This window comes from Streptomyces sp. NPDC001678 (genome assembly GCF_042892945.1).
Lineage (GTDB): Bacteria > Actinomycetota > Actinomycetes > Streptomycetales > Streptomycetaceae > Streptomyces.
Window position 1 is genome coordinate 246,644 of record NZ_JBIAUP010000002.1, and the last position, 22,638, is coordinate 269,281.

At 73.0% G+C, this 22,638-nt stretch carries 18 protein-coding genes; 6 read left to right on the plus strand and 12 right to left on the minus strand.

All coding sequences use genetic code 11. The features are described 5' to 3' along the window. Positions 1 to 7: 7 nt before the first annotated feature. Genes ACFYZR_RS04680 through ACFYZR_RS04690 form a run of 3 tightly spaced genes read right to left on the minus strand, consistent with a single transcriptional unit; the run spans position 8 to position 6,450 of the window. Positions 8 to 1,630, minus strand: coding sequence for an acyl-CoA carboxylase subunit beta (locus ACFYZR_RS04680; RefSeq protein WP_391904978.1), 1,623 nt, complete (start codon positions 1,628 to 1,630; stop codon positions 8 to 10). Next, positions 1,627 to 3,489: an acyclic terpene utilization AtuA family protein gene (locus ACFYZR_RS04685; protein WP_391904980.1), complete on the minus strand. Its 1,863-nt coding sequence runs from the start codon at positions 3,487 to 3,489 to the stop codon at positions 1,627 to 1,629. Before ACFYZR_RS04685 ends, ACFYZR_RS04680 begins: the two co-directional genes overlap by 4 nt. Positions 3,490 to 3,537: 48 nt before the next feature. After that, positions 3,538 to 6,450 carry an FAD-binding and (Fe-S)-binding domain-containing protein gene (locus ACFYZR_RS04690; protein WP_391904982.1) on the minus strand — a complete coding sequence of 971 codons (2,913 nt, stop codon included), beginning with the start codon at positions 6,448 to 6,450 and terminating at the stop codon, positions 3,538 to 3,540. A gap of 101 nt (positions 6,451 to 6,551) precedes the next feature. On the opposite strand from ACFYZR_RS04690, the gene serC reads away from it, so the two are divergent. Continuing rightward, positions 6,552 to 7,673 (plus strand): phosphoserine transaminase, encoded by a 1,122-nt coding sequence (gene serC, locus ACFYZR_RS04695; protein WP_391904985.1) that lies wholly within the window; start codon positions 6,552 to 6,554, stop codon positions 7,671 to 7,673. 36 nt (positions 7,674 to 7,709) lie between these two features. Here serC and ACFYZR_RS04700 read toward each other — a convergent pair whose 3' ends face one another. Beyond that, positions 7,710 to 8,774 (minus strand): hypothetical protein, encoded by a 1,065-nt coding sequence (locus ACFYZR_RS04700; protein WP_391904987.1) that lies wholly within the window; start codon positions 8,772 to 8,774, stop codon positions 7,710 to 7,712. Positions 8,775 to 8,873: 99 nt separating this feature from the next. Then, entirely contained in the window at positions 8,874 to 9,593 is a 720-nt protein-coding gene (locus ACFYZR_RS04705; RefSeq protein WP_391904990.1) for a TetR/AcrR family transcriptional regulator C-terminal domain-containing protein, read from the minus strand. Between the two features lie 92 nt (positions 9,594 to 9,685). Between ACFYZR_RS04705 and ACFYZR_RS04710 the strand changes: the two genes are divergently transcribed. Both ACFYZR_RS04710 and ACFYZR_RS04715 read left to right on the plus strand, forming a co-directional pair. Beyond that, entirely contained in the window at positions 9,686 to 10,117 is a 432-nt protein-coding gene (locus tag ACFYZR_RS04710; RefSeq protein WP_391904993.1) for an ester cyclase, read from the plus strand. Positions 10,118 to 10,258: 141 nt separating this feature from the next. Then, the gene (locus ACFYZR_RS04715) at positions 10,259 to 11,089 is read left to right on the plus strand and encodes a VOC family protein (protein WP_391904994.1); all 831 of its coding nucleotides are present in this window, start codon (positions 10,259 to 10,261) and stop codon (positions 11,087 to 11,089) included. A gap of 60 nt (positions 11,090 to 11,149) precedes the next feature. On the opposite strand, the gene ACFYZR_RS04720 is transcribed toward ACFYZR_RS04715, so the two are convergent. The 5 genes from ACFYZR_RS04720 to ACFYZR_RS04740 all read right to left on the minus strand — a co-directional run bounded on the left by ACFYZR_RS04720 (position 11,150) and on the right by ACFYZR_RS04740 (position 16,017). After that, positions 11,150 to 11,629, minus strand: a complete 480-nt coding sequence (locus ACFYZR_RS04720; protein ID WP_391904997.1) for a MarR family winged helix-turn-helix transcriptional regulator — start codon at positions 11,627 to 11,629, stop codon at positions 11,150 to 11,152. 95 nt (positions 11,630 to 11,724) lie between these two features. After that, positions 11,725 to 12,201 carry a MoaF N-terminal domain-containing protein gene (locus ACFYZR_RS04725; RefSeq protein WP_391904999.1) on the minus strand — a complete coding sequence of 159 codons (477 nt, stop codon included), beginning with the start codon at positions 12,199 to 12,201 and terminating at the stop codon, positions 11,725 to 11,727. 147 nt (positions 12,202 to 12,348) lie between these two features. Continuing rightward, entirely contained in the window at positions 12,349 to 13,782 is a 1,434-nt protein-coding gene (locus ACFYZR_RS04730; RefSeq protein ID WP_391905002.1) for an FAD-dependent monooxygenase, read from the minus strand. 114 nt (positions 13,783 to 13,896) lie between these two features. Beyond that, positions 13,897 to 14,793 carry an alpha/beta fold hydrolase gene (locus tag ACFYZR_RS04735; protein WP_391905005.1) on the minus strand — a complete coding sequence of 299 codons (897 nt, stop codon included), beginning with the start codon at positions 14,791 to 14,793 and terminating at the stop codon, positions 13,897 to 13,899. Between the two features lie 531 nt (positions 14,794 to 15,324). Then, complete coding sequence (locus ACFYZR_RS04740) at positions 15,325 to 16,017, minus strand: metal-dependent transcriptional regulator (RefSeq protein WP_126915571.1); 693 nt, start codon at positions 16,015 to 16,017, stop codon at positions 15,325 to 15,327. A gap of 220 nt (positions 16,018 to 16,237) precedes the next feature. Between ACFYZR_RS04740 and ACFYZR_RS04745 the strand changes: the two genes are divergently transcribed. Together ACFYZR_RS04745 and ACFYZR_RS04750 are read left to right on the plus strand one after the other, a co-directional pair. Beyond that, positions 16,238 to 16,993, plus strand: coding sequence for an SIS domain-containing protein (locus ACFYZR_RS04745; RefSeq protein ID WP_391905008.1), 756 nt, complete (start codon positions 16,238 to 16,240; stop codon positions 16,991 to 16,993). Positions 16,994 to 17,224: 231 nt separating this feature from the next. Continuing rightward, positions 17,225 to 18,379 carry an oxygenase MpaB family protein gene (locus tag ACFYZR_RS04750; protein ID WP_391905011.1) on the plus strand — a complete coding sequence of 385 codons (1,155 nt, stop codon included), beginning with the start codon at positions 17,225 to 17,227 and terminating at the stop codon, positions 18,377 to 18,379. 74 nt (positions 18,380 to 18,453) lie between these two features. Here ACFYZR_RS04750 and ACFYZR_RS04755 read toward each other — a convergent pair whose 3' ends face one another. Beyond that, the gene (locus ACFYZR_RS04755) at positions 18,454 to 19,824 is read right to left on the minus strand and encodes a PAS domain-containing protein (protein WP_391905014.1); all 1,371 of its coding nucleotides are present in this window, start codon (positions 19,822 to 19,824) and stop codon (positions 18,454 to 18,456) included. A gap of 442 nt (positions 19,825 to 20,266) precedes the next feature. Then, positions 20,267 to 21,007 (minus strand): pyridoxamine 5'-phosphate oxidase, encoded by a 741-nt coding sequence (pdxH, locus tag ACFYZR_RS04760; protein ID WP_391905016.1) that lies wholly within the window; start codon positions 21,005 to 21,007, stop codon positions 20,267 to 20,269. Positions 21,008 to 21,514: 507 nt separating this feature from the next. Between pdxH and ACFYZR_RS04765 the strand changes: the two genes are divergently transcribed. Then, the gene (locus ACFYZR_RS04765; RefSeq protein WP_391905019.1) at positions 21,515 to 22,615 is read left to right on the plus strand and encodes a citrate synthase 2; all 1,101 of its coding nucleotides are present in this window, start codon (positions 21,515 to 21,517) and stop codon (positions 22,613 to 22,615) included. The last annotated feature ends 23 nt before the right edge of the window (positions 22,616 to 22,638 follow it).

The following is a 22,638-nucleotide window of genomic DNA, read 5'->3' on the forward strand; positions in this document are numbered from 1 at the left end:
TCGGACCTCACATCCGGAAGACGCCGAAGCCGCCCCGTGCGCCCTCCACCGGGGCGCCGTGCGCGGCCGACAGACAGATGCCCAGCACGGTCCGCGTGTCGCGCGGGTCGATGACGCCGTCGTCGTACAGCCGCCCGGAGAGGAACAGCGGCAGCGACTCCGCCTCGATCCGCTCCTCCACCATCGCGCGCAGCGCCGCGTCCGCGTCCTCGTCGTACGGCGTCCCCTTCGCCGCCGCCGACGCGCGGGCGACGATCGACAGGACGCCCGCGAGCTGCTGCGGCCCCATGACGGCGGACTTCGCGCTCGGCCAGGCGAAGAGGAAGCGCGGGTCGTAGGCCCGGCCGCACATCCCGTAGTGCCCGGCGCCGTAGGAGGCGCCGATGAGGACGGACAGGTGCGGGACCCGGGAGTTGGACACCGCGTTGATCATCATCGCGCCGTGCTTGATGATGCCGCCCTGCTCGTAGGCGCGGCCGACCATGTAGCCCGTGGTGTTGTGGAGGAAGACCAGCGGGATGTCGCGCTGGTTGGCGAGCTGGATGAACTGCGCGGCCTTCTGCGACTCCGCGCTGAAGAGCACGCCTTGGGCGTTGGCGAGGACGCCGACGGGATAGCCGTGCAGCCGGGCCCAGCCGGTCACCAGGCTCGGCCCGTAGAGCGGTTTGAACTCGTCGAAGTCCGAGCCGTCCACGATCCGCGCGATGACCTCGCGCGGATCGAACGGGACCTTGAGGTCGTCCGGTACGACGCCCAGCAGCTCCTCCTCGTCGTACAGCGGCGGTGCGGCGGAGGCCGGTGATCCGACGGAGGAGGGCGGCGGGTCGGGGTGGGCCTTGCGCCAGTTGAGGCGGGCGACGATCCGGCGCGCCTGGCGCAGCGCGTCCCGCTCGTCCGCGGCGAAGTGGTCCGCGAGCCCCGACGTCCGGGCGTGCATCGCGGCGCCGCCCAGCGACTCGTCGTCGCTCTCCTCGCCCGTGGCCATCCGCACCAGCGGGGGGCCGCCCAGGAAGACCTTGGCCTGCTCCTTCACCATGATCACGTGGTCGGACATCCCGGGGACGTACGCCCCGCCCGCCGTCGAATTGCCGAAGACGACGGCGATCGTGGGGATCCCGGCGGCCGACAGCCGGGTCAGGTCGCGGAAGAGCGCGCCGCCCGGGATGAAGATCTCCTTCTGGCCGGTGAGGTCCGCGCCGCCCGACTCCACCAGCGACACGACCGGTAACCGGTTGGCGCGGGCGATCTCGTTGGCCCGCAGCGCCTTCTTCAGCGTCCAGGGGTTGCTGGCCCCGCCGCGCACGGTCGGGTCGTTGGCGGTGATCAGGCACTCCACGCCCTCGACCGTGCCGATGCCCGTGACGATCGACGCGCCGACGGTGTGGTCGCTGCCCCAGCCCGCCAGCGGTGACAGCTCCAGGAACGGGGTGTCGGGGTCGAGCAGCAGCTCGACGCGCTCGCGGGCGAGGAGCTTGCCGCGGGCGCGGTGCCGGACGGTGTACTTCTCCCCGCCGCCCGCGACGGCCTTGGCGTGCTCGGCCTCGACCTCGGCGAGCCTGGCCAGCATGGCGGCGCGGTTGGCGGCGTGGCCGGGGGAGGCGGGGTCGAGGGCGGAGGGCAGGACGGTCACAGGACGTCCTCCCCTGCCTCTTCCAGCCCCCGCGTCTGCCGTAACTCCCGCAGCAGCGCCTCCGGAAGGTCCACGTGCCGGGAGCGCAGCCACTCGCCCACCGCCTTCGCCTGCGGGTCGAAGCGGGCCTGGGAGGCGACGCCCTCGCCCAGCAGTCCGTGCACGACGAAGTTCAGCGCCCGGAGGTTGGGCAGGACGTGCCGCTCCACGACGAACCCGGCCGTCTCCGGCAGCAGTTGTCGCAACCGCGGCACGGTCAGCTCGTGCGCGAGCCAGCGCCACGCCCCCTCGCCACGCGCCCACACACCGATGTTCGCGCTGCCTCCCTTGTCGCCGCTACGAGCCCCCGCGATCAGCCCCAGGGGCGCCCGGCGCGTGGGCCCGGCGGGCAGCGGGTCCGGCAGCAGCACCGCCGGCCGGCCCACGGCCGCGCCCCGGCCCCCGGTCCGTACCGGCGGCGGCAGGACCGGCACCCGGGTGCCGTCCGGCAGCCCCGCCACGTGCCGGACCGCCTCCGGGGCCACGTACGCCGCCTCGAAGACCCCGTACGGCGTGCCCTTGCCGGGCGGCGCGGCGATGTGGAAGCCGGGGTAGCTGGCCAGGGCCAGCTCCACGCACGCCGCCCGGACGGCGTGGCCCACCTCGGGGTCGCGGTCGCGCACCACCAGCCGCAGCAGTGCGCTCGCCTCCTCCTGGACGGGCGCGTCGGGCCGGTCCGTACGGGCGAGGGTCCAGCGGACCTCGGCGGGGTGGCGGGCGGCGAGGACGCCGTCGAGCTGGGCGCGGACGAGCCGGGCCTTGGCCTCGACGTCCAGGCCGGTCAGCACGAAGGTGACCTCGTAGCGGTGGCCCCCGGCCCTGGTCACGCCCACCTTCAGCGTGGGCGGCGGGTACTCGCCGCGCACCCCGTCGACGCGCACCCGGTCCGGGCCGTCGGCGGTGAGCCGGACGGTGTCCAGCCGGGCGGTCACATCGGGGCCGGGGTAACGGGCGCCCGCCGTCTCGTACAGCAGCTGCGCGGTGACCGTGCCGACGGTCACCGCGCCGCCCGTGCCCGGGTGCTTGGTGATCACGGCGGAGCCGTCGGCGTGGATCTCGGCCAGCGGGAAGCCGGGACGGAGGAGGCCGTGCTCACCGCCGTGCCCGCCGAGGGCGTCCTGGAAGAAGGAGTAGTTGCCGCCCGTCGCCTGCGTTCCGCACTCCAATATGTGCCCGGCGACGACCGCGCCCGCGAGCGGGTCCAGGTCGTCGGCGGTCCAGCCGAAGTGGGCCATCGCCGGGCCGGTGACCAGCGCCGCGTCCGTCACCCGGCCGGTCACGACGATGTCCGCGCCCGCCCGCAGGCACTCGGCGATGCCCGCGCCGCCGAGGTAGGCGTTGGCGGTGAGGGCGCCCTTGACCCAGGGCGCGTCCGAGAGGTCTTCGGGGAGCCCGTCCGCGAGGCCCTTGGGAGGCCCGTCCGCGCGTTCGGTGCGTTCAGCGCGTTCGGCCAGCAGGTCGTCACCGGTGACGTAGCCGACCCGCGCCGGCACGCCGACGCGGTCGGCGAGCTCCGCGATCCGCTCGGCGAGCCCCACGGGGTTGAGGCCGCCCGCGTTGGCGACGAGCTTGACCCCGTGGTCGGCGGCCAGCCCCAGGCCCTCCTCCAACTGGCCGAGGAAAGTGCGCGCGTAGCCGGCGCCGGGGTCCTTCATCCGGTCCCTGCCGAGGATCAGCATGGTCAGCTCGGAGAGGTAGTCGCCGGTCAGGACGTCCAGAGGGCCCCCGGTGAGCATCTCGCGCAGGGCGTCGAAACGGTCGCCGTAGAAGCCGGAGGCGTTGCCGACACGCAGCACCGGGGCGGAAGCGGGTTCGGGCATGGCACCGGAGGGTGACAGCGGGCCCGGAAACAAGCAAGCGCGCTTGCATCATTTTCGGCCGGGTGAGGAGGGCGAGGAGGGGAGGTGGCGGGCCAGTACCTCCGCCAGGTGGAGGCTTTCGGTGTCGGCGAGTTGACGAATCTGTGTACGGCAGGAAAACCCGTCCGCGAGGACGTACGCCCCGTCGGGCGCCCGGCGCAGGGCGGGGAGCAGCTGTTCCTCGGCGCAGGCGACGGACACGTCGTAGTGGCCGCGCGTGAAGCCGAAGTCGCCGGCGAGGCCACAGCATCCGCCCGTCAAGTCGCCGGTGAGCGCGGCGCGTTGCCGTAGCCGACGCTCCGCCGCGTCGCCGAGCACGGCGTGCTGATGGCAGTGCGTCTGCCCGGCGACGGGCCGGCCGACGCGGGGCGGCTCCCAGTGCGGGGCGCGCTCCTCCAGGACCTGCGCGAAGGTCCGTACGGACGCGGCGAGACGCGCGGCGCGCGGATCGTCCGGAAGCAGCTCCGGGAGGTCGGTGCGGAGGGCGGCGGCGCAGCTCGGTTCGAGGACGAGGAGGGGGGCGGGGGCGTCCAGGGCGTCGAGCGTCCGGCGCATGACGGCGCGGGCGCGGTCGAGCTGGCCGGTGCTCAGCCAGGTCAGGCCGCAGCAAACGGGCCTGGCCGGGACGGTCACGTGGAGCCCGGCGTCCTCCAGTACGGCGACGGCGGCGCGGCCCACGCCGGGGGAGAGGTGGTCGGTGAAGGTGTCGGGGAAAAGGATCACGCGGTTCGCGGCGTCGGGCGGGGTGTGTCCCTTGGGATCAGCGCTGTCGCGACGCTCCCGCTCCCGCCACCAGCGGAGGAACGGTTCGGCCGCCAGCGGTGGGATGTCGCGCTCCGGGGCGATGCCGCCCAGCCGTTTGGCGGCCGCCGCCAGCGGCCGTACCCGCGCCAGGCCGTTGAGCAGGGGCGCGGCCCGTAGGGCGGCGGCCGCGTGGAGCCAGAGCGGCAGCCGGCCCATCACGTAATGGGCCGCGGGCCGCCGCCGGCCCGCGTAGTGGTGGTGGAGGAACTCGGCCTTGTACGTGGCCATGTCCACGCCCACCGGGCAGTCGCTGCGGCATCCCTTGCAGCCCAGGCACAGGTCGAGGGCCTCGCGCACCTCCTCCGAGCGCCAGCCGTCGGTGACGAGCCCGCCCGCCTCGCCCGCCAGCATCTCGTGCAGCAGCCGGGCCCGGCCCCGGGTGGAGTGCCGCTCGTCACGGGTGACGCGGTAGGAGGGGCACATCACGCCCGTACCGCCCGTCCCGACCGTCGTTTCCCGGCACTTGGCCACCCCGACGCACCGCCGTACCGCCGCCGTGAAGTCCCCGCCGTCCTCCCGGTAGCCGAACTCCACGGGGACCGGCCCCTTGGGCAGCACCTCGAAGCGGAGGTTCCGGTCCAGGGGGTAGGGGCGGACGACCATGCCGGGGTTGAGGCCGCCCGCCGGGTCCCACAGGTCCTTGAAGCGCTCGAAGAGGCGGACGGCCTCCGTCCCGTACATCCGGGGGAGCAGCTCGGCCCGGGCCTGGCCGTCGCCGTGCTCGCCCGAGAGCGAGCCGCCGTGCGCGACGACCAGGTCGGCCATGTCGTGGGAGAAGTCGCGGTAGCGGCGCACTCCCGCCGGGGTCAGCAGGTCGACGTCGAGGCGGACGTGCACACAGCCCTCGCCGAAGTGCCCGAAGGGCGCCCCGCGCAGCCCGTGGCGGCCCAGCAGCGCCCGGAACTCCCGCAGGTACGAGCCGAGCCGCTGCGGCGGAACGGCGCAGTCCTCCCAGCCCGGCCAGGCCTCGCCGCCGTCGGGCAGCCGGGTCGCGGTGCCGGCCGCGTCCTCGCGCACGCGCCACAGGGCCCGTTGGGCGGCCGGGTCGGTCAGCACGGCGTGCCCGCTCGCGCCGTCGGCGGCCGCGCGGCGGAGCTCCTCCGCCCGGGCCGCCGCCTCGCCGGGTGTGGCGCCGCCGACCTCGACGAAGAGCCAGGCCGCGCCCTTCGGCAACGCGTCCCGGTCCGCCGGGCCCGGGACCAGGTCGGCCGCCATGCCCTCGACCGTCAGGGGCGCGTACGGCAGCAGGGTGGGCGCCGCGTCGGCGGCCGCGCCCTCGTCGGGGTAGCCGAGCACCACCAGCGCGCGGGCGGCGGGGGCGTCGACGAGCCGGACGGTCGCCTCGGTGATCAGCCCGAGGGTGCCCTCGGTGCCGGTGAAGGCCCGGACGAGGTCCGTGCCGCGTTCGGGCAGCAGGGCGTCGAGGGCGTAACCGGAGATGCGGCGGGGGAGGGAGGGGGCGGGGAAGCCGGTGCGGAGGAGGGCCAAGTGGCCGTCCACGAGGGCGCGTACGCCCCTCGCGAGGCGGGCGGGGAGCCCGTCGAGCCCGTTGCCGCCGGCTCTGTCGATCCGGGCGCGTTCGCCGCCGTAGGTCAGCACGTCCAGCGCGAGGACGTTGTCGGCCGTGGTGCCCCAGGCCACCGAGTGGGCGCCGCAGGCGTTGTTGCCGATCATCCCGCCGAGGGTGCACCGGCCGTGCGTCGACGGGTCCGGGCCGAAGGTCAGCCCGTACGCGCCGGCCGCTGCCCGGAGCGTGTCGAGGACGACACCGGGCCGGACGACGGCGGTGCGCGCCTCGGGGTCGATCCGTACGACCCCGGTCATGTGCCGGGTGAAGTCGAGGACCACGCCCTCGCCGGTCGCCTGCCCGGCGATCGACGTCCCGCCGCCGCGTGCCACCACCGGCACCCCGTGCTCGCGGCAGACGGCGAGCGCGGCGGCGACGTCGTCGGCGTCCCGGGGCGCGACGGTGCCCAGCGGCACGCGGCGGTAGTTGGAGGCGTCCATGGTGGTGAGGGCGCGGGCGGAGGCGGAGAAGTCGACGTCTCCGCGCACGGATGCGCGGAGGGAGGTGTGGAGCTTGTTCGCGGGTCTGCCGTGGCTTCTGTGATCGCCCATACGGTCACCCTTCCCATGGAGCGGGGAGGTTACCGGCGGAATCGTCTCATCGGGTGGACGAGACGTTTCCGCAGGCAGAGGGCACGCACTAGGCTGCGGCCGTGGCTGATATCCAGATTCCCGCTGACATCAAGCCCGCCGACGGTCGTTTCGGCGCGGGCCCGTCCAAGGTGCGGACGGAGGCGCTCGACGCCCTGGCCGCCACCGGCACCTCCCTCCTCGGCACGTCCCACCGCCAGGCCCCGGTGAAGAACCTCGTCGGCAGCGTGCGCGACGGCATCCGGGAGCTCTTCTCCCTCCCCGAGGGCTACGAGGTGATCCTCGGCAACGGCGGCTCCACCGCGTTCTGGGACATCGCCACCCACGGTCTGATCGAGTCGAAGTCGCAGCACCTGTCCTTCGGCGAGTTCTCGTCGAAGTTCGCCAAGGCCGCGAAGCTGGCGCCCTGGCTGGCGGAGCCGACGGTGATCTCCTCCGAGCCCGGCACCCACCCGGAGCCGGAGGCGGAGGCGGGCGTCGACGTCTACGCCCTCACCCACAACGAGACCTCCACCGGTGTCGCCGCGCCCGTCAAGCGCGTCGCGGGCGCCGACGAGGGCGCGCTGGTGCTGGTGGACGCCACGTCCGGCGCGGGCGGCCTGCCCGTGGACATCGCCCAGAGCGACGTCTACTACTTCGCCCCGCAGAAGTCCTTCGCCGCCGACGGCGGCCTGTGGCTGGCGGTCTTCTCCCCGGCGGCCCTGGAGCGGGCGGCGCGGATCCACGCGTCCGGGCGGCACGTCCCGGAGTTCTTCTCGCTGCCGACGGCGATCGACAACTCCCTGAAGAACCAGACGTACAACACTCCGGCCCTGTCCACCCTGTTCCTGCTGAACCAGCAGCTGGAGTGGCTCAACGGCCAGGGTGGTTTGGACTGGGCGGTGCGACGTACGGCGACGTCGGCGCGGACGCTGTACGGCTGGGCGGAGGCGTCCAAGTACGCGTCCCCGTTCGTCGCGGACCCGGCGAAGCGGTCGGCGGTCATCGGCACGATCGACTTCACGGACGACGTGGACGCGGCGGCCGTCGCCAAGGCCCTGCGGGCCAACGGCATCGTGGACACCGAGCCGTACCGCAAGCTGGGCCGCAACCAGCTGCGGGTGGCGATGTTCCCGGCGATCGACCCGGCGGACGTCGAGGCGCTGACGGCGTGCGTGGACTATGTGATCGAGCGGCTGGGCTGACGATCATTTGCGGCCGGGGGGGCACCCCCCGGCCGCTTATGCGCTACGCCGCCGGAACAACCACCGGAGGCTCAGCGCCAGGGCGACGACGGCGACGGCTCCGGCCCCGATGGTGAGGGTGCGGCTGTCGCCGTCCGGGCCCGCGTCGGCGGCCTGCCCCGTGCCTCCCTTGTTCTTGTCGTTCCGCTTTTCCTTCGCGGCGCTGTCCGGCAGGAGCTCGTCGCCGAGCTCGATCGGGACGACCTTGCTGCGGTCGCCTTCCGAGCCGTACATCAGCGTCCGGCCGTCGGGCGTGAACGCCACCGACTCGCCCTGGCGTTGCAGGGGCACGACGGGACGGCCGAGCTCCTTCACCGGACGGCCGTTCTCCCAGCGGTAGACGCGGGCGTCGAAGTAGCCGCGGACGACGAGCCGGGTGCCGTCCGGGGAGAACGCCCCGTCCGTGGCCCACACGTCGATGTCGGCGACGCGACGGAAGGTGTTCACGCCGGACGCGGAGAGCCGCTCCGGGGCCTCGTAGAGGGCCCCCTTCCCCGACTGCTTCTTGCTGACGATGTAGACCCGGCCGGTGCGGGGGTGGACCATCAGGGACTCGGCGTCGCGCGGCCCGTCCTCGTAGCGGACGGTGTACGTGGTGGGGGCGACGGTGATGTCGCCCGTGAGCTCCTTGGGCTCGGGGAAGCGGTAGAGACGGACGTCGGGCCAGGTGCCGCCGAGGTTGTCGCCGATGTCGCCGAGGTAGACGTTCCCGTCGGGGCCGATGGAGATCGCCTCGACGTCCCGGGCGTCGACGCCCTCGAGCGTGACCCTGGCGACCGTGCGCCCGGTGCGGCTGTCCACGGCGTAGGCGTACGGGCCGTCGCCGCTGTCGTTGTGCGTCCAGTAGACGCCGGGGTGGGCGCGGCTGGCGGCCAGACCGCTGGACTCCTTGATGCGGGGGTCCTCGATGGTGAAGCCGGAGGGCGTGCCGGGGCCGCCCTCGTCGGCGCGCGCGGGCGTGGCGCCCGGCGGGAGGAGCAGGGCCGATGCGGCGATTCCCAGAACGGCGGCGACTGGAACGGCGGCGGCTGGAACGGCGGCGGCTGGGCGGAGGGGACGCATGTCCCAAGCCTGCCATCGTGCACGGCCCGGACCGGCGCGGCAGGGCCTACGCGGCCACGACGCGCCAGCAGATGACGTACCGGACTCCCGTCGGAGCGCTCAGCGGGCGAGCCCGGCGGCCGCGCCGAAACCGGTGAGCATCGCGTCGACGGCGAAGCCGAACCGTTCGGCGTCGTCGGTGCCCGCTCCGGTGCCGGCCGCTTCGACGACCAGCGGGTAGCGCTCGCAGTCGAGTTCGGCGAGCCAGGCGCTGGTGCCGGGGGCGGGGGTGTCGGCCTTGGGGGAAGGCTGCGCGGAGTGGGCGTCGGCCTCGGCGGCGGTGTGGCCCACGACGAAGAGGGAGAGGGCGTTGAGGGTGTCGACGGCCGGGCCCAGGGCGAAGCCCGCCGAGGTCAGGGTGCGCAGCCCGCGCTCGACGGCGTCGAGTGTCGCCGGGGTGACGGCGGGGCGGCCGGTGACCAGGGGGAGGACGCCGGGGTGGCGGAGCAGGGCCGCGCGCAGGGAGCCGGCGTAGGCGCGCAGGAACGCGCGCCAGTCCGTCACCTCCCGGTCCTCGGGGTCCTCCCGGTCCTCGGGGTCCCCGGGACCCTCGGGGAGGGGCAGCGCCTCCGCGAACACCCGCTCCACGAGGCCGTCCAGCAGGGCGTCCTTGTTGGGCACGTGGTGGTAGAGGGTCATGGCCTCGACACCGAGCTCGGCGCCCAGCCGGCGCATCGTCAGCGCCGCGCGCCCCTCGCGGTCGATGAGCCCCAGGGCGGCGTCCAGGACGATTTCCCTGGTCAGGCCCGCTCGTTCGCCTCGGGTGCGCTTGCTCGTCATGGATCGGCCTTCGCTCGGCGTTGACTTTCTTACATCGTAAGGGCAGAGTGGTCGGCGACGAACTCTTACGACGTAAGAATGGGTGAACGGGGATGGGTGTGGAACGGGGCAACCGCGAGGTCGTGATGGGCTTCTTCCAGGCAGTGAACGAGCGGCGGATCGCCGACTTCCCGCGCTATATGGCGGCCGACGTCATCGATCACAACAAGATCATTTACGGCGAGCCGGACGAGCCGGGTGCGGCCTTCGACGGCTTCCGGCGGCAGCTGGAGGCCTTCGGCGCGGGCAGGATGGCTCCCCAACAGCTCGTCGCCGAGGGCAATACGGTGGTGGCCCGGCTGATCGTCAGCGGTACGCACACGGGCCGGCACCCCCGGATGCCGGAGCCGACGCACCGCTCGTTCGAGGTGGAGCAGATCTGGATCTTCACGCTGAGGGACGGCCTGATCTCCGAGATACGCGCGGTGAGCGACCGCCTCGGCATGTTCCTCCAGCTGGGCTGGGACTGGCCGACGGCGGACTGAGCGGCCGGAACGGACTGAGCGGACTGAGTGGGCTGAGCGGACCGAACCGGGCGCGTGGAGTGCTCCACGTGGGCATGCTGTGGGAGTCGCCGGATAGCCGGATCTCCTGACCGAGGACGAACTGAGGACGAGGAGTACGTCATGCTCACAGCGACGCATGTACCGGGCGGGCCCAACTGGCTCGGTCTCACGACCCCGGACACCGCCGCGTCCGCCGCCTTCTACGAGGCCGCTTTCGGCTGGACGTACGAGCCCGTGGGCCCGGAGGAACGGGGGTTCGGGCTGTTCCGGCTGGCCGGGAGGATCGTGGCGAGCTGCGGCCCGTCGGCGGAGCCCGGGGCGGCGGGGGAGTGGCAGATCTACTTCCGCACCGCGGACGCCGACGCCACGGCCAAGGCCGTGGAACAGGCGGGCGGTACGGTCCGCTTCCCGGCCCACGACGTCCTGATGGCCGGCCGGGCGGCCGGGTTCACCGATCCGACCGGCGCCCGCTTCGCCGTCTGGCAGCCGGGCGAGGTCGACTCCCTGGACGCGATCAACACCGCCGGCGCGCTGTGCTGGACCGAGCTGTACACCACGGACGCGACCGCCTCCAAGGCCTTCTACGGTGCCGTCTTCCCCTGGGACACCGGCTGGGAGATCGAGGTCGGCACCCACGTCCTCGCCATCATCTGCCCCTCCGTCTCCCCCTCCTCTCCCTCAGGCCGGGAGGCCCAGCACGGCGCCATCATGCAGCTGCTCCCGGAAAACGTGGCAGCGGGCTCACGCTCCGAATGGCACCCGTATTTCGCGACCCGCGACTGCGACGGCGTGGCGACGACGGCCGCGGAGCGCGGGGCCGGGACGCTCATCCCGCCCATCGACGTACCGGGCGTGGGCCGGGTGGCGATGTTCCGCGACCCCTTCGGGGCGGCGTTCGGGGTGATACAGGCGAACGCGGGGGTGCCGACGGCCGATGAGACCAGGCCCTGAGGAATCCCGGGCCCGGTTCACGGCCGCCCCCGTGGCCCGACCCTGTACTTCGCGTCATGATCAGGCCCGCAACTCCGGGGGCAGCGGGGCCGGGCTCAGGTGGGGCAGGACGCTGAGGGCGATGTCGGCCATGTTGGCCTGCTGCTGCGGTGTGAGGTGGTCCAGCAGATAGCGGCGGACGCCGCTCACGTGCACGGGGGCGGCGGCCCGCAGTGAGTCCGCGCCTGCGTCGGTGAGGACGGCGTGGGCGCGACGGGGGTCGTCCGGGTCCTCCGCCCGTACCACCAGGCCGCGCTCCTGCATGCGGCGGATCTGGTGGGAGACCCGGCTCTTGGACCACTGGGCCTCGGTGCCGAGTTCGCTCAGTCCCATCCGGTGGCCGGGGGCCTCGGAGAGAAGGACGAGCACGGTGTAGTCGGCGGTCGACAGGCCCACCTTGCGCAGGTCTTGGCTCAGCCGCGCCTCCAGCATCTCGCTCATGGCGACATAGCCGCGCCAGGCGCGAGCCTCGTCCCGGTCCAGCCACCTCGGTTCGTCCACGTCGGCCAACCTTAGTGAGTCGGCCGGGCGGCGGTGGAGGACGGTCCTGGCCGGTCCTGGCCGGACCGGGGCGCGGGGGCGGGCGCACGGGCCCTTCAGCACACGACGTCGAAGGTGCCCTTGAGGTCCAGGCGCTGCTTGGTGCCGTCCTGCTCGAACTCGATGAGGGCCGTCACCGTGTCCGTGTTCCAGTTCTGCACCTGCTCGACGGTCGTGCCGTCGGCCTCGGTCCACTTCAGCCGGTGGACGCCCGGGGACTGCTCGTGGTGCTCGACCTTCACCGTGCCCTCGGCCGGGTCCTGGCCGGCGAGCACCTTCCAGTGGGCGGTGTCCGCGCCCTCGAAGCGCAGCTCGAACTTGTAGCCGTTGTCGTAGGAGATCCGCAGGGTCTTGCCGGCGAAGTCCGGTGCGGTGGCGGTGTGCGTCGCGGCGGCGCGGGCGGGCGCGCGGCCCGCGTCCGCCGGGGCGTCCGCCTGGGCCGCGACCGGGGTGAGTGCCAGCTGCGCGGTGGACAGCGCGGCGGCCGCCCCGATGCCGAGGCCGAGGGTGATGCGGCGGTGGGTGCGGTTCACGGGTGTCCCCTTCCGATGGGTTGACGTGTCAACCGTGAAGCTATGTTTTGTGTGGTTGATGTGTCAACTGTGCAGGTGGGGGGAGATGAGAGGGCGCGCGCGCTTCGCTCATGCCGCGCTTCGCTCATGCGGCGCGCGCCCCCGGGCTCACCCCTCCGACGCGGACTCCACGTACCCGTCCGGGCGGACGAGCAGGGTCGTGTGCGAGGCGTCCGCGCGGGTCACCGTCAGGACCGCCGGCTCGTCCTTCGCCTCCACCCCGCGCGGCACCACCCGTACGTACGTCCCCGCCCGCAGTGCCTCGTACAGCCGCGACGGGCGGCCGTCCAGCTCAGCCAGCGGCAGGTCCGGGGCCCGGTGGCCGGTCAGCGGGTGGGAGCCGGGCGGGGCCGGGTAGTGGATGCCGATGCCGGAGACGTACAGCGCCGCACGCCGCACCGCGAACGGCGCGACCCGTGCCACGGTGCCCACCGCACCCCGCACGCCCCTGGTGAGCGGTGTGGACGCCAGGACCGCGCGGATGAGGGCGCCGCTGATGCGCAGCACCATCGCGCCGACCGGGTGCCGCTCCTCGTGGTAGCTGTCGAGGAGGCGTTCGCCGCCCCGGCCGGCGAGGACGGCGGCGAGCTTCCAGCCGAGGTTGGCGGCGTCCTGGACGCCCGCGTTGAGGCCCAGGCCGCCGGCGGGGGAGTGGACGTGCGCGGCGTCGCCCGCGAGGAAGACACGGCCGTCCCGGTAGCGCGGCACCTGGCGTTCGTCGCTGTGGAAGCGCGAGGTCCAGCGGGGGTCGCGCATGCCGAAGTCCTTGCCGAAGGCGGCCCGGGTGACGGCCTTGAGGTTCTCGAAGTCGACGGGGGCGCTGGAGGGCAGATCCGTGTGCCGGTCCCAGGCGATGACGCGGTACCAGCCGTCGCCGAAGGGGACGACGAGCGCGAAGCACTCGGTCGTGCTCTTGAAGGCGGGCACCTCGTCCGGCGCGGCGTCCAGCCGTACGTCGGCGAGCATGACCGAACGCACGACGGCCTCCCCCGGGAAGGGCATGCCGATCGCCTCGCGGACGGCGCTGTGCACCCCGTCCGCGCCGACGGCGTAGCGGCCCCGGAAGGTGACGGGCTCCCCGCCCTCCTCGGCGGGCGCGACGTCCACGTCGACGCCCTCCGCGTCCTGCCGCAGCCCGGTGACCCGCGCGCCGCGCCGGATGTCGGCGCCGGCCGCGAGCGCGCGCTTCTCCAGCAGCCCTTCCAGTTCGTACTGAGGGGTGATCAGGATGCCGGGGAAGCGGCTGTCGAGGGAGGTCATCTCCACGCGGGTGCCGCCGGGGAGCCGCACTCCGGGCAGGAACGTGCCGGTCGCGATCAGCGGCTCGGCGAGCGCGCGGGCGTCGAGCACCTCCAGGGTGCGCGCGTGGATGGCGAAGGCGCGGGTGAGGTTGGATTCCTCGGCGCGCTTCTCCAGCACCACGACCCGCACTCCCGCGGCGGCGAGATCGCCGGCGAGGAGGAGGCCGGTCGGACCGGCCCCTACGACCAGGACGTCCGCGGTGAACCCGGACGAGGCGGATGGGACGCGTGCGGAGGTCATGACGGCTCCCGGTGAATCGCTGTGGCACGGCCGGGGCTCGGCTCGTACTACCAGTGCACACCCGCCCGCCCGGGTATGTCAACGGCTGTTGAATTAATGGGAGCGATCCCGCTCCTACGCCGGAACGGCCGCCTCCAGAAAGGGCTCGGCCACGCGCCGCCAGCCGTCCGGCTGGTCGTAGTGGATCAGATGACCGGCGTCCGGCACCTCGGCGTAGCGGCCGCGCGGCAGCACGCGGACCATCTCCTGGGCCTCGGCGCGGCCCAGCGCGCCGTCCAGCCCGCGGACGACCAGCGTCGGGCACTCGACCAGGGCCAGCTCCTCCCAGTGCGCGTCATGGGCGTAGCCCTCGCGGGCCTGGAGCATCTGGCGGCGGAAGAACAGCGGCCGCCAGCCGTCGGCGCGCTCGGCCATCACCTCCGCGTAGAAATCCCCGCGGCTGGGGGCGGGCCGCTCCAGCGTCGGATCGTCCTCGCCGAACCACTTCCGCACATCCGCGAGGGTGGCGAACGGCACCGGCCAGGAGCCCAGCCACTGGATCCACTCGCGCTGGGTGGCCGCGCCGAGGGCCGAGGCACGCATGTCGCAGATGACCAGGGCGCGGACGAGATCGGGACGGCGGGCGGCGAGCTGCCAGGCCGTGAGGGCGCCCATGGCGTGACCGATCAGGGTGACGGGCGCGAGGCCGAGCTGCTCGACGGCGGCCTCCGCGTCGGCGACATATGCCTCCCGGGCATAGGGGCCGCTGACGGGCTTGTCGCTGCGGCCGTGGCCGCGCTGGTCGAGGGCGATCGTGCGATAGCGCGTGGAGAGCCAGCGGGCCGTCTGCGCCCAGTGCGCGGCGCGGCCCAGGAGGCCATGGAGGAGGAGCACCCCGCCCGCCCGGGAACCGGGGCCCGGCACCGGGCCGCCGTCGTACCGTCCGCGGCCGCCGGCCTTCGGCGGATCGGCGAACTCCCAGGCGGCGAGCCGCACCCCGCCGCTCCCCGTCACCTCGATACGCCGCACCATGAGCCCTGGCACCCCCTCGTCTCCCCCGAGCAGCTCCACCCTATGGAACTTCCATTCGAATGAACCGTTGTCGCGCGCAACACCCCTCGTTCGAGTGACCGGACGGCAGGATTGACCGTCTGCGCCCAGGGGAGGAATCGATCTGGGCGCGGACCGTTCGGGGAAGAAGGTCCGCGCGGCGCACCCTGGGAGCTCGGGGCTCCGGGGCGCCGTGGGGGAGAACGGGGAGGTGGGGCCCCGGCCGCTCGTGAGGGCGCCGGGGCCCTTTTCCGTTTCCGTGGCCGTTGCCGCGCCCGTCTTCGCGGCCGTCTCCGTGCCCGTCTCCGTGCCCGTTTTCGTGTCGGCGCCGGTCCGCCGGCCTCATCCCAGCCCCTCCCCCCGGTCGGCTGCGCGCGCATATGCGTTTCGGCACTCAGCGCCAGCCTGGCACGGCTCGGCCCCGGGCGCGCCGATTCCGCCGCGGCTCGGCAGCTTTACGTAAGGCGGTATACGTACCCGGCGCGGCCGGTCCGAGCCCGGCGTCGAGGCAGGTCAGCGCTTGGCGACGAAGACATGCGCGGCGATGTCCGCGGCCAGCTCGGCGGCCTCGCCACTGCTGCCCACCATCACTCCACCGGGCGACTCCGTCACACTGACCACCGCGCCCGGCTGCACACCGGCCCGGCGCAGCGTGTACATCAGCTGGGCGTCCGTCTGGATCGGCTCGCCGATGCGGCGCACGACGACGGTCTTGCCGTCGGTGCCCGGCTCCAGATCCATCAGGCTGACCATGCCGTCATTGAGGAACGGGTCGGCCTCGGCCTTCTCGCCCAGCTCCTCCAGGCCCGGGATCGGGTTGCCGTACGGCGACTCCGTGGGGTGGCGCAGCAGCTCCAGCACCCGCCGCTCGACGGCCTCGCTCATCACGTGCTCCCAGCGGCAGGCCTCGGCGTGCACCTGCTCCCACTCCAGGCCGATCACGTCGACCAGCAGGCACTCGGCCAGCCGGTGCTTGCGCATCACGCGGGTGGCCAGCTGCCGGCCCTCCTCCGTGAGCTCCAGGTGCCGGTCGCCCGCGACCGTGACCAGTCCGTCGCGCTCCATACGGGCCACGGTCTGGCTGACCGTCGGGCCGCTCTGATCGAGCCGCTCGGCGATGCGGGCGCGCATGGGGACCACACCTTCCTCTTCCAGCTCGAGAATGGTGCGGAGGTACATCTCCGTGGTGTCGATCAGTCCGGACATGCCGTGCCCCTCGATAAGTCGTGCGCTGGCCCTGGACTCAATTCTGACGCATGGGACCGACAACGGGGCCGCCCACGCCCCCGCCCGCCCCGTCCGTATTGACAGCGCCCCGGTCCAGCACGCAACGTGATCCGCGCCACGAGAGTACGCCCCGGGCACGAACCGAGCGGATATGTCGGGCCGAGTCCGGCCAAGTCGAGCGCCAAGGAGCCCCGCAGCGATGAGCGAGAGCAAGCCGGCCGGGCAGTTCTTCGACGCCGCGATCGGCCTGCTGCGGCGGGTGCGCGACGAGGAGGCGGGGCCCGTCGCGGACGCCGGGGCCATGATCGCCGACACCGTGGCGGCCGGCGGCCGGGTCTTCGTCTTCGGCGCCGGGCACTCCTCGCTCCCCGCCCAGGACGTCGTCTACCGCGCGGGCGGGCTCGCCCTGGTGAACCTGCTGGCCGTGCCGGGCGTGGTCGGCATCGACGTCATGCCCGCCACGCTGGGCAGCGCGCTGGAGCGCGTGGACGGGCTGGCCGGGGCCGTCCTGGACACCAGCCCCGCGCGGCCCGGCGACGTCCTCGTCGTCATCTCCCTCTCCGGGCGCAATTCGCTGCCCGTCGAGATGGCCATGAACGCCCGCGCCATCGGTCTCAAGGTCATCGGCGTCACGTCCGTGGCCTATGCCGAGGAGACCCGTTCCCGCCATGCGTCCGGAACGTTTCTGAAGGACCACTGCGACGTCGTCGTCGACACCAAGATCACGGTCGGGGACGCGGAACTGACCGCCGAGGGCATCGCCGCGCCCTTCGGGCCCGCGTCGACGGTCGTGGCGAGCGCCGTGATGCAGGCCGTGATGGCCGCGGCGGCCGGGGAACTCGCCGCGCGCGGCATCGACCCGCCGATGCTGCGCTCGGGCAACGTCGACGGCGGGCACGAGTGGAACGGGCGGGTGCTGGAGGAGTACGGGGACCGGATCTTCTTCCGGCACTGAGTCGTCATCTTCTTCCGGCGCTGAGTCGTCGCCCCGGATAGGCCCCGGACGGGCGGGGGCTCCCGTTCGGGTGAGGAAGAAACGATTCCTCTCGCTTCCTCCCCGTGGTGTCGGCAGGGCCGGGAAGCATGCTCCTGTTCGCCGGTCCGCTCTGTCCGAGCACCACGCCGGCGGCGCGGACGCCGCCACGCGACCAGTGGACGCCCCCTCGAACGGAAGAAGGCAATCCCTGTGCCCCTGACGACCCGGAACGTGGAGCAGGAGCTGGAGCTCGCCAACAAGGCCGGTGATCCGCCGGCCGACCAGCTGGTGTCCGACCTGATCGACAACAAGGAAGTGGACGGGATCAACGCCCTCTTCCGCACCATCGGCACCCTCAGGCCCGGTCAGGACTACTCGGACCTGCCGCCGCGGCTGGCGGACTTCCTGAAGCAGGCCGAGGCGCCGCCGCCGGACTGGACGGACGCGGACTCCACCGCGGTGGAGGGCTTCTTCCGCCACCACCACGGCACGGCGTCCATGCTGCAGGGCACCGTCGGCCTGATCGGCACCTACCTGTCCCCGACCGGGGCGTTCACCCTGCGCTCCACCGGCCGCCTCGGCGGCGTCGACGGCCCCGGCCGGCGCCTGTCGCAGTCCTCACGGCTGTTCCTCGACATGGGCAACGACAACGCCACCCGCGACGGGACCCTCGCCGCGAACGTCACCAAGGTCCGCCTGGTCCACGCCTCGGTACGCCAGCTCCACAAGAAGAGCGGCGTCTGGGACTACGACAAGTGGGGCGAGCCCGTCCCGCAGAAATACACCACCGGCGCCATCTGCGTGTTCAGCGTGCAGATCCTCGAAGCCATGAAGAACCTCGGCATCGACGTCTCCAAGGACGACGCCAACGGATTCATGCGCGCCTGGTACTACGTCAACCACTACCTCGGCACCCCGGAGAAGTGGCTGGTGTCCAAGGACGCCGACGAGACCACACGCCTGTGGAAGCAGGTGCGCGACAACGAGTGGAAGAAGACCGACGACGGCGTCTTCATGACCAAGCAGGCCCTCGACTTCTACAAGAAGTTCTACCCCGGGCCGGTCCACGACGCGTTCGTCGCGATGGTCCGCCACGCGCTCACCGACAAGTACGCCGACATGGCCGGACTGCCCAAGAGCGTCCTCGACCTCGCCGCCCAGCCGCTCGCCGCCGGACACGGCCTGGTCAGCGGCATCGGCGGCGGCCTCCTGGGCGGCGGCGCCGAGAAGGTCACCGGCGTCAACCCCTACAAGGAGATCGTCGGCATCGCCTCCAAGGCGTACAACGAGATCCAGCGCTACGCACTCACCCACGACCAGGACGACCAGCCCCAGATGCACCAGGAACTGGGCGACAACCGCTGACCCGCTCCCGGAAGGGCCCGTCCCGCCCCGGCCCTTCCGGCCTTCGTCACCCCGCTTTCGTCACCCCGTCTTCGTCACCCGGCCGTCGCCATCGCCAGGTCGATCGACGCCGCCACCCGGGAGGCGATGTCCTCCGCGTAGATCGCGTCCGCGCGGTCGAAGGCGCGGCGTGAGCCGCCCCGCAGGAAGGTGACCACGCCCACCGTCCGGCCCCGGCTGCGCAGGGCCGTGGACAGGGCGTGGCGGGTGCCCTCGGGCCATTTGCGGGCGGTGGCCCAGTCCTCCGAACGGTCCGCCGCCGCCCGTACCGAGCCGCAGCGCTCGACGGCCTGGAGCGCCGGATGCCCGTCGAGGTACGGCACCGGGACGCCGCCGGGCGAGGTCGGCGGGCCCTGGCCCGGCGCCCAGGCGGGCGTCGCCGCCGCGCGGATCAGGCGGAACGGGCCCTCCGGGACGGGCCGGGGCTCGGGCAGCAGATCGATCAGGGCGTGGTCGGCGAAGCCCGCGAGCGCGAAGTCCATGTAGAGGGCCGCGGCCTCCATGGGGTCCTCGCACTCCGCGACCGCCCGTCCCGCCCGGTGCAGCTGGCTGCCCCGGAAGCGCAGCCGGGCGCTCTCCTGCTCGGCCATCCGGGCCTTGGTGACGTCCAGGAACAGCCAGGCCACGCCCAGGGGGACGGGTTCCTCGGCCAGCGGGGTGGCCAGCCGCAGGAAACCGCTGCGCCAGCAGCGCCGTTCGGGTACGGGCGAGGGGCCGCCGCCGTGGTCGCGGACGGTCACCCACAGCTCGGTGGGCGCGGGCGGCGCGCCGGCCGCCAGGACGTGCTGGAGGGCGCCCTCCACTTCCTCCACGCCCTGGTCGAGCAGTTCGCCCAGGGGGCGGCCCAGCAGGGCCGTACGGCTCGTCCGCAGGGCGCGGGCGGCATGGGCGTTGGCCAGCGCCGGGCGGAGGTCGGCGTCGACCAGCACCACGCCCCAGGACGCGTCGCCGAACAGCGCCTCGCTCAGCGCGACGGACCGTTCCAGGTCGATCTGGGTGTGCACCTCGCTGAACGCGCAGTACACGCCCGCCGGGCTGCCGTCCGGGCCGGGCACGGCGGAGGACTGGACGCGGACGAGCACCCGCCGGCCGTCCTTGGTGAGCAGCGCGAACTCGTCCACCTGGCGGGTCGCCGACTTCATCACGCCCAGCAGCCGCCCGGTGACCTCCTCGGCGTCCGCCTCGCGGGCGGCCCAGCCGCCCAGGCCCCGTCGGCCCACGGCCTCGTCGGGCGTCCAGCCGAGTATCCGCTCGGCCTCGCGGTTCCAGTGGGTGACGTGACCGTCGGCGTCGAACGCGCACAGTGCCGCGTCCATGCCGTCGAGAAGCGCCGCCAGGAGGTCGTGGTCCTCGCTCTCCGGGGCCGCCCGGTGGCCGATGGGGCCGGGCTGGTGTGGAGCCGTCACGAGATACCCCCCGCTGGACGTGTCCGCGTGCCCTGCAAGTCCTGCACGACCGGCATTCAACTCGACCCCGGCGCACCCCACACCGTCTTCGCCGAAATCGATGCCCAAGGAAATTCGGTTGCCGGGGGCGAGCGGCCGTTCCTAGGCTGTGGGGCACACGAGAAGGGAGGTGGTTCGGGACATGATTTCTTTCCGGACGCGTGAGGTGACTGCGGGCTAGCGCCCGTCGTCGCGTTACTACGCAGCGCCGGCTGTGCCGGCCAATCCCAAGCAGTCACCCGGTCCGTGGGCCGCCGAGTCGTCCGCTCGGCACCGTCGTCGCTCCGCCATCAGGCGGAGGGCGGTAGCAGCCCACGGGCCGTCTGCGTTTCCGCCCGTGGCTGTTGTTCTCGTGCTGTTGTTCTCGTGCTGTTGTTACGGGCAGAGGCCTATGGGCAGAGGCCTATGGGCAGAGGCGTTCCACTTGCCAGCCGTTCCCCTCGGTGCGGAGGTACCGGAGCCGGTCGTGGAGCCTGTTCTCCCGGCCCTGCCAGAATTCCACCGTCTCCGCCGTCACCCGGAAGCCGCCCCAGTGCGGCGGCACCGGCACCGGCTCGCCCTCCGGATGGCGGGCGGCCATTCGCTCGTACGCCGCGTCGAGTTCGGCGCGGGAGGCGACCACCGTCGACTGCTCGCTCGCCCAGGCGCCGATCTGCGAACCGTAGGGGCGCGCGCGGAAGTAAGCGGCGGTCTCCTCGGGCGACACCCGTTCGGCCGTACCGGTGACGACGACTTGACGGGCCAGCGGATACCAGGGGAACAGCAGCGAGACCCGCGGGTTCGCCGCGATCTCCCTGGCCTTGCGGGAGTTGTAGTTGGTGTAGAAGACGAACCCCCGCCGGTCGTACGCCTTGAGCAGCACGGTCCTGGAACTGGGCCGTCCGGCGGCGTCCGCCGTGGACACGACCATGGCGTTGGGCTCGTGGAGCTCGCTCGCGGCGGCCTCGGTGAACCAGTGCGCGAACTGCTCGTAGGGATCGGCCGTCAGCTCCGTCTCGGACAGGCCCGCGGAGCGGTAGTGCGCCCGCATGGCGGTCAGGTCGTGCTGGAGATCGAACGCGAGTCCGTACTCGAGCCCGTCATCGCTGTCGTTGTCGTAGGCGTCGTCGGATGTGTCGGAGGTGAAGTCGTCGGCGTGGGACACGTGCACATCTTGCAGCACGGGGCGGCCGACGCCACGGGTGGACCGTCGCTCCTGCCCGGATTCCCGTCCCATAACCCTGTCACCAGCGGAAACTTCGGTGTGCCGGACATCACCTTCCCCGCAAGCCCTGAACCCCCCAAAATCACCGGTGGACAGCTGTGGCTTCCCGGCAGCACCGGCTATCGTGTCCGGCCCCGGTCCCGGCACCGTACTTCTGCGGAGGCCGGGTGATGTCCGGGGTGAAGTACATCCGCACGGGGCATGACCGGGTAGACCGGAACGGACCGCGAGCCGCGCACGCTGCCGCGTAACCGCGCCGGCCCTCCTACCGGAGCGCAGCACCCCCCACCGGAGGGACCACCCCACCGGAAGCACCACCCCCACCGGAAAGCAACAGACGCAAGCCCAACCCCTTTGACCTCGTCCGACCCATGGCCGGCCTCCGGAGACCCCGGACGGTCCGCCGGTCGGCAGCCGCTTGTCGCACACATCATGAGGAGCCGCCTGATGTCCGACTTCGTCCCCGGACTCGAAGGAGTCGTCGCGTTCGAAACGGAGATCGCCGAACCCGACAAGGAAGGCGGTTCCCTCCGCTACCGAGGCGTCGACATCGAGGACTTGGTGGGCAACGTCTCCTTCGGCAACGTCTGGGGGCTGCTGGTCGACGGCGCCTTCAACCCCGGGCTTCCGCCGGCCGAGCCGTTCCCCATCCCCGTCCACTCGGGCGACATCCGCGTCGACGTGCAGTCCGCGCTGGCGATGCTCGCGCCCGTCTGGGGCCTGAAACCCCTTCTCGACATCGACGAGGCCACCGCCCGTGACAACCTCGCCCGGGCCGCCGTGATGGCCCTGTCGTACGTCGCCCAGTCGGCCCGCGGCCAGGGACTGCCGATGGTGCCGCAGCGGGAGATCGACAAGGCGGAGACGGTCGTCGAGCGCTTTATGAAGCGCTGGCGGGGCGAGCCCGACCCCAGGCACGTCAAGGCCGTCGACGCCTACTGGACCTCCGCCGCCGAGCACGGCATGAACGCCTCCACCTTCACCGCCCGCGTCATCGCCTCCACGGGCGCGGACGTCGCGGCGGCCCTGTCGGGCGCGGTCGGCGCCATGTCCGGGCCGCTGCACGGCGGCGCGCCCTCGCGTGTCCTCGGCATGATCGAGGAGATCGAGCGCACCGGCGACGCCGTCTCCTACGTCAAGGGCGCCCTCGACAAGGGCGAGCGCCTCATGGGCTTCGGCCACCGCGTCTACCGCGCCGAGGACCCCCGCGCCCGCGTCCTTCGCCGTACGGCGAAGGAGCTGGCGGCCCCGCGCTTCGAGGTCGCCGAGGCCCTGGAGAAGGCGGCCCTGGAGGAGCTCCACAACCGCCGCCCGGACCGGGTGCTGGCCACGAACGTCGAGTTCTGGGCGGCGATCGTGCTGGACTTCGCGGAGGTCCCCGCGCACATGTTCACCTCGATGTTCACCTGCGCCCGCACGGCGGGCTGGAGCGCGCACATCCTGGAGCAGAAGCGCACGGGGCGTCTCGTACGACCGTCGGCCCGCTATGTGGGCCCGGGCCCCCGCGACCCCCGCGAGATCCCCGGCTACGCGGACATCAAGGGCTGAGCCCCGGGTCCTGGAAACGCCGG